The sequence below is a fragment of the Roseateles sp. P5_B10 genome, assembly GCF_056400485.1.
The window spans coordinates 1-6119 of record NZ_JBFULE010000287.1; the positions used below are offsets into that span (position 1 = coordinate 1).

A 6119-nucleotide genomic window follows, 5' to 3' on the forward strand; every position below is an offset into this window, starting at 1 on the left:
GGACCGCCTTGGCGATGTGCTTGCCGGTCGATCCGGCAAGCATCGCCGTCCCCTCGGGGGCTTTGGCCGGACACATTGCGTCCAGTGGACGCGATGTGCCTGCCGAAGAGCTGCGGCATTTGCCGCAGCGCGGTCTGCAAGACCGATTGGGCGCGCCCGCGTTCAGCGCGGCGAGACCAGGCGAGGGGCCTGAATGACCTGGGCAATTGCGGCGAAGCTGCTGGCGATATTGGTTGCGGTGGCCATCGGCTGGGCGGTCGGCCGCATGCGCTGGCTGGGCGGTGGCGAGGCGGGCAGTGACAGCGACCCGGCCCGCGTGCTGGCCAACGCGGCCTTCTACATCTTCGTGCCGGCCCTGCTGTTCCGTACCACGGCGCGGCTGGATACGGCGGCGCTGCCCTGGGCCTTCCTGTTCGCCTTCTTCGTGCCGGTGCTGGTGCTGATCGCGCTGCTCTACGTGCTGTACCGCGGGCTGCGCAAGCCGGGTGAGAACGTCGTCGCGCCCAGCGTCAGGGCCATCACGGCGGGTTTCGGCAACACGCTGCAGGTGGGCCTGCCGGTCGCGGCCGGCGTGTTCGGCGAGAAAGGCCTGGCCATCCACATCGCCGTGGTGAGCCTGCATGCGCTGTCGATACTCACGCTGCTGACCGCCATCGTCGAGCTCGACCTGGCGCGCGAGCGCAGCACCGGCAATCTGGCCGGCACGCTGCTGCAGACGGTGCGCAACACCGTCATCCACCCCGTCGTGCTGCCGGTGCTGGCCGGCCTGGCCTGGAACGCGACCGGCCTCACCCTGCCCGCCGTGGCCGACGAGGCGCTGCAAAGCCTGGGCACGGCCGTCGTGCCGCTGTGCCTGACGCTGATCGGCATGTCCCTGGCCTATTACGGCTGGCCACGCACATGGCGCGGCCTGGCCGGGCTGGTGCTGGCCAAGCTGCTGCTGATGCCGGCCGTCGTGCTGGGCGTCGCGCATTGGGGCCTGGGGCTGAATGGCATGCCGCTGGCCGTCATCGTCATGATTGCGGCGCTGCCGACCGGCTCCAACGCGCTGATCTTTGCCCAGCGCTACCGCGCGCTGGAGGCCGRGGTCACGGCCGCCACCGTCGTTTCCACCATCCTTTACGTCGCCACTGCGCCACTTTGGCTGGCACTGCTCGCCTGGCTGTCGCCTTGGTAGGCTCATGGTGACTCCCGGCACTTCCGCACCGTGTTGAACACGTCGCCCAATCCCGCATTGCCCTTCGAGGACCGATACGAATGAAAGCTCCCGCCCCCCGCCGTCTCGTCGCGCTGCTGGCCCTGGCCGGCGCCCTCTCGGCCGCCCTGCCCGCGGGCGCCGCCCCTGAATCCGCGATGAAGGGTGCGGTCAACACCGAGGCCGGCCAGCTCGCCGTGCGCCAGGAGAAGCTCACCCTGGCCAATGGCTTCGAGGTCATCCTCGTCGAGGACCACCGCCTGCCGCTGGTGGCCTTCAACCTGTGGGTGCATGCCGGCCCGCGCAACGAGGCCAAAGGCCAGACCGGCTTTGCCCACCTATTCGAGCACCTGATGTTCGCCGGCAGCAAGCACATCCCGCGCGGCGAATTCGACAAATTCGTCGATGCCGCCGGCGGCACCGACAGCAATGGCTCGACCAACTTCGACCGCACCAACTACTTCTTCACGCTGCCGTCCAACCAGCTCGAACTCGGCCTGTGGCTGAAGGCCGACATGCTGGGCTACATGATCGACGAGGTCGATTCGGTGGCCCTGGCCAACCAGCAGGACGTGGTGCGCAACGAGCGCCGCCAGAGCTTCGAGAACCGGCCCTACGGCATCGTCGAGGAGGCGATGTACCAGGCCCTCTACCCCGAAGGCCACCCCTACCGCGCCGCCGTCATCGGCTCGCATGCCGACATCCAGGGCATCCAGCTCAAGGACGTGAAGGACTTTGCCCGCACCTACTACCGGCCCAACAACGCCACCCTGGTGCTGGCCGGCGACTTCGACCCCAAGCAGGCCAAGGCGCTGGTGCAGAAGTATTTCGGCTCGCTAAAGGCCGGCGCCAAGGTGCCCGAGGTCAAGGTCGCCATGCCCGAGATCACCAAGGAGCGCCGCCTCGTCGTGACCGACCGCATCGAGCTGTCGCGCCTGAACCTCGCCTGGCACACGCCGCCCATGTTCSCCGCCGGTGACGCCGAGCTGGACGTCGCCGCTCATGTGCTGGGTGGTGGCAAGGCCAGCCGCCTGTACGGCCTGCTGGTGCGCGACAAGCAGCTCGCCCAGAGCGTGCAGGTGGGGCAGGACTCGCAGTCGCTGAGCTCGATCTTCAACATCGAGATCGTCGCCCGCCCTGGCGCGTCGCTGGACGAGATCGAGAAGCTGGTCGACGCGGAGATCGCCAAACTGGCCACCACGCCGCCCACGGAGGCCGAACTGGGCCAGGCCGCGCCACCATCCAGACCCAGCTGCTGCAGCGCATGGAGAAGGTCACGTCGCTGGCTGATCTGATCAACCACTACAACCAGATGGCCGGCGACCCCGGCTTTGTCGGCAAGGACCTGGCGCGTTATGGGCAGCTAGGCCCGRCCAACGTCAGTGCCACCGTCACGCAATGGCTCAAGAAGGACCGCCGCGTCGTCGTGCAAGCGAAGCCTGGCGAGCAGGTGCTGCCGCCCGAGGTGGCCACGCCGCCGGCGCCCACCAAGGCCGCTAAGGGTGAGCGCGAGTCGCTGAACGCGGCAGAGGCCTGGCGCGCCAAGCCGCCCGGTGCCGCCAAGGCCAAGGCGCTGACGCTGCCGGCCGCGCAGAGCTTCACGCTGGCCAACGGCCTGACCGTCATCTACTCGCCCAAGCCCGGACTGCCGCTGGTGAGCGCCGCCCTGGTGCTGCGCGCCGGCCAGGGCGCCAACCCGGCGGACAAGCCCGGCCTGGCCGGCTTCACCGCCGCCATGCTGCCCGAGGGCACCAAGACGCGCAGCGCCCAGCAGATTGCCGAAGCTGCCGCGGCCCTGGGCGCAACGCTGAACGCCCAGGCCGGCAGCGAGGAGGCGCGCATCGACTTCTCCGGCCTCAAGGCCAGTGCCAAGGAAGGCCTGGGGCTGCTGGCCGACCTGGCACTGAAYCCCGCCTTCGCCGCACCCGAGATCGAGCGCCTGAAGGCGCAGCGCTTGGCCGCCCTGGCCCAGATGCGCGAGCAGGCACCGCTGCTGGCCAATGCCGTCGGCAACCGCGTGACCTATGGCGAGGGCCACCCGCTCAGCGCCAATGCGCTGGGCACCGAGGCCAGCATCAAGGCCGTGGATGGCGCTGCGCTGCGTGCCTTCTGGCAGGCCCATTACCGCCCCGAGCGCGCGGCCCTGGTGGTTGCCGGTGACCTGACCGAGGCCGAGCTGCGGGCACTGATCGAACCGCTGTTCGGCGCCTGGAAGGGCGAGGGCGCCGCTGCAGCCGCCGCGCCGCTGCCCGCGTCCAGGCCCATCGCAGCGCGCACCGTCGTCGTCGACAAGCCCGGCGCGCCGCAGACGGCCCTGGCCGTCGTCTCGCCCGGCCCCTTCGCCGCCGCGCCCGATGCAGCCGCCATCAATGTCATGAATGCGGCCCTGGGTGGCCTCTTCACGTCGCGCATCAACAACCAGCTGCGCGAGGTCAAGGGCTACACCTATGGCATCCATTCCGGCTACACCATGGGCCGCGAGCGCGGCCAGTTCGGCATCCGCGGCAGCGTGCGCACCGACGTGACCGGCCCGGCCCTGGTCGACATGTGGAAGGAGATCGAGGGCATGCGCGCCAAGCCCATGGGCGCGGCCGAGCTGGGCCGCGTGCGCAACGCCCAGCTGCTGTCCCTGCCCGGCCTGTTCGACACCAACCTCGCGGTCGTGGCCGGCTACTCGGGCAATTGGTCCGCGGGCCGGCCGCTGGACGCGATCACCGAGCTGCCGAAGAAGGTCGGTGCCGTCACCGCTGCCACCGCGCTGAAGGCCGCCCAACAGCACCTCGACCCGGCCCAGCTCATCGTCGTGGCGGTGGGCGACAAGGCCAAGATCGTGCCGCAGCTGGAAGCGATTGGCCGCAAGCCCGAGGTTCGCGACGCCGAGGGCAAACCACTGCCCTGACCCGGCCCTGATTGCGGCCGCGCGGCGCTGGTGCGAGCATGCCCCTCCTGGCCCCTGCCGGGCCTGGAGGTCGCATGCCATCACGCCATCACCCCGCCACCCGCCTGCTGCAGGCCCTCGCCGCGCTGGGCCTCGTCGCCCTGGCCGGCAGTGCCGATACGGCCGCTGCCTTTGACCCGCTGCTGAGCAGCCCCGGCGGCGTCTGCGCCCCGTCAGTGGCCGGTCGGCCCGTGCTGCTGCAGGCCCTGCTGGCCTCGGCCGCCTCCGCGCCCAGGACGGAGACCGCGCCCTTCCAGCCCGCGCCCATGAAGGCCGCGCCGGGCGACGTGCCGCTCTACAAGGACTTGGGGCGCATGAGCTTCAAGCTTGAGCATGCGTCGCCCAAGGTGCAGGCCTATTTCGACCAGGGCCTGCGCCTGTCCTTCGCCTTCAACCATGCCGAGGCCCAGCGTGCCTTCCAGGCCGCGCAGAAGCTCGACCCGGGCTGCGCCCTGTGCTTTTGGGGCGAGGCGCTGGTGCTGGGCCCCAACATCAATGTGCCCATGCAGGCCGAGGCCAACGCGCCCGCCTGGACGGCGCTTGCCCGCGCCGTCGCGCTCAAGGACAAGCTGCCGCCGCGCGAGCGCGTCCTCATCGAGGCCCTGCAGCAGCGCTACGCCGCTGAGCCACCGGCCGACCGCAGTGCCCTGGACGCCGCCTATGCCGACGCGATGAAGCGCGTCGCCGCCCAGTTCCCCGGCGAGGACCTGATGCAGGTGCTCTTCGCCGAGGCGGCCATGGACACCCAGCCCTGGGACTACTGGGAGGCCGCCGGCGCAAAGCCCAAGGGCCGCACCGCCGACATCGTGGCCGCGCTGGAGACCGTGCTCAAGCGCCGCCCCAACCATGCCGCCGCCATCCACCTCTACATCCATGCCGTCGAGGCCTCGACGCGACCCGAGCGCGCACTGGAACCCGCGCGCCGCCTGGCCGCGCAGATGCCCGGCGCCGGCCACATCGTGCACATGCCGGCCCACATCTACTACCGCGTCGGCCTATACCGCGAGTCACTGGATGCCAACCGCCAGGCCATCGCCGTCGACGAGGCCTATTTCAAGAGCTCGCCGTCCGACCCGCTCTACCGCTCGGCCTACTACCCGCACAACATCCATTTCCTGATGGTGTCGGCCCAGATGGGTGGTGCGGCCAAGACAGCCATCGACGCGGCGGCCAAGCTCGACGCGTCCATGCCCGTCGACGTCGTCAAGGCCTTCCCCATCATGCAGCCCGTCAAGGCCGCGCCCTACACGACGCACGCCCAGTTCAGCCCGCCCGATGTCATCCTGAAGCTGGCCGCGCCACCCGACGACCTGGTGCTGGTGCGCGTCATGTACCACTACGCCCGCGCGCTGGCCCAGGCGGCCCGCCACGACGCGGCGGCGGCCCGGCTCGAGATCGACGCCATCACGGCGCTGGAGAAGGGCGCCGACTTCAAGCCCTTCGATGCCTGGGGCATCCCGGCCCAGGCCATCGCCCAGACGGCCCGCCTCGTCGCCACGGCACGCCTGGCCGACGCCCAGGGCGACCTGGCGGGCGCGGCCGCCGCACTGGAGCAGGCCGTCGCCATCGAGGAGGGCCTGGCCTACACCGAGCCGGCCTATTGGTACTACCCGGTGCGCCAGTCCCTCGGCGCCGTGCGCCTGCGCCAGGGCCGGCTGGACGAGGCCGAGAAAGCCCTGCGGGAATCGCTCGCCCGCGTGCGCAACAACGGCTGGGCGCTGGCGGCCCTGGCCGAGGTCTACAGGAAGCGCGGCGACACGGCCGCCGAGAACAGCGCTCGCCAGGCGTTGAGCAAGGCTTGGTTCGGCGCGGAGGGCGGCCCAGACCTTACGAAGCTGTAGGTCGAGGGTCGTCGACGAAAATGGCGGCCATGAGCCTGCCTGCCTACATGGACGACCTCGGCCGCGCCGCCCGCGCCGCCGCCACCGCAATGGCTGCCGCGCCCACGGCCGCCAAGAACGCTGCCCTGCTGGCCCTGGCCCGCCG

At 70.6% G+C, this 6119-nt stretch carries 5 protein-coding genes; all 5 read left to right on the forward strand.

Annotated elements, in window-relative coordinates; translation table 11 throughout:
- Positions 1 to 197 (forward strand): hypothetical protein (locus AC1DU6_RS17090; RefSeq protein ID WP_477858493.1); only part of this gene is annotated, 197 nt, incomplete at its 5' end.
- Complete coding sequence (locus AC1DU6_RS17095; protein ID WP_477858494.1) at positions 194 to 1177, forward strand: AEC family transporter; 984 nt, start codon at positions 194 to 196, stop codon at positions 1175 to 1177. The genes AC1DU6_RS17090 and AC1DU6_RS17095, both read left to right, overlap by 4 nt.
- 80 nt (positions 1178 to 1257) lie before the next feature.
- Positions 1258 to 2490, forward strand: coding sequence for a M16 family metallopeptidase (locus AC1DU6_RS17100; RefSeq protein ID WP_477858495.1), 1233 nt, complete (start codon positions 1258 to 1260; stop codon positions 2488 to 2490).
- Complete coding sequence (locus AC1DU6_RS17105) at positions 2460 to 4094, forward strand: M16 family metallopeptidase (RefSeq protein ID WP_477858497.1); 1635 nt, start codon at positions 2460 to 2462, stop codon at positions 4092 to 4094. Before AC1DU6_RS17100 ends, AC1DU6_RS17105 begins: the two co-directional genes overlap by 31 nt.
- Before the next feature lie 74 nt (positions 4095 to 4168).
- Positions 4169 to 5974, forward strand: a complete 1806-nt coding sequence (locus AC1DU6_RS17110; protein ID WP_477858499.1) for a tetratricopeptide repeat protein — start codon at positions 4169 to 4171, stop codon at positions 5972 to 5974.
- Positions 5975 to 6119: the final 145 nt, after the last annotated feature.

What these genes read in the sequence shown, in the direction of transcription:
- AC1DU6_RS17110 (WP_477858499.1), top strand. Translation starts at nt 4,169, where the DNA reads ATGCCATCACGCCATCACCCCGCCACCCGCCTGCTGCAGGCCCTCGCC.